1 rRNA gene is annotated in these 888 nt (G+C 53.2%); it reads left to right on the forward strand.

Going from position 1 to position 888, the window contains the following annotated elements:
* Positions 1–410: 410 nt before the first annotated feature.
* Positions 411–888 (forward strand): 16S ribosomal RNA (locus JT360_RS33235); the annotation flags it as partial.

Consider the following 888-nt stretch of genomic DNA (forward strand, 5'->3'; position numbering starts at 1 on the left):
AAAAACATCTGAGAATGGAGTTGACAGTTTGTCTGGGTGGCGACTATATACGCCTCACGAACGAGGGCGGTGCGCCGCTGGCGACGAAGAAGTTTGCTTCTAAGACTGCCCTCTACGAAATTCAAGAGAGCCGCGTGAGCGACACTCGGACGGCCCCGAAGCCACAAGCGTAAGGGGTCACGACACTGCGTGAAGCGGTGTCTGTTCTTTGAAAATTGAATAATGAAGAAAGAGAAACGTGGGCGGCAGAGTCCTGCTGAACCTCTTATCCCGCCAGGGGTAGGAGGTTCGAACGAGACTTTGGCGGATCACGTTTCGTGAGAATAAGTCTACCAAGACACGCAAGTGTCTAGGTGTGAATGTTCTCGTCGATTCATGCGTGACCAAATAAGCCAAATCAAAGTCTTACTAAACTTGAGAGTTTGATCCTGGCTCAGAACGAACGCTGGCGGCAGGCTTAACACATGCAAGTCGAGCGCCCCGCAAGGGGAGCGGCAGACGGGTGAGTAACGCGTGGGAATCTACCCATCTCTACGGAACAACTCCGGGAAACTGGAGCTAATACCGTATACGTCCTTTTGGAGAAAGATTTATCGGAGATGGATGAGCCCGCGTTGGATTAGCTAGTTGGTGGGGTAATGGCCTACCAAGGCGACGATCCATAGCTGGTCTGAGAGGATGATCAGCCACACTGGGACTGAGACACGGCCCAGACTCCTACGGGAGGCAGCAGTGGGGAATATTGGACAATGGGCGCAAGCCTGATCCAGCCATGCCGCGTGAGTGATGAAGGCCCTAGGGTTGTAAAGCTCTTTCAACGGTGAAGATAATGACGGTAACCGTAGAAGAAGCCCCGGCTAACTTCGTGCCAGCAGCCGCGGTAATACG

This window comes from Mesorhizobium sp. dw_380, from assembly GCF_018588885.1.
Classification (GTDB): domain Bacteria; phylum Pseudomonadota; class Alphaproteobacteria; order Rhizobiales; family Rhizobiaceae; genus Mesorhizobium.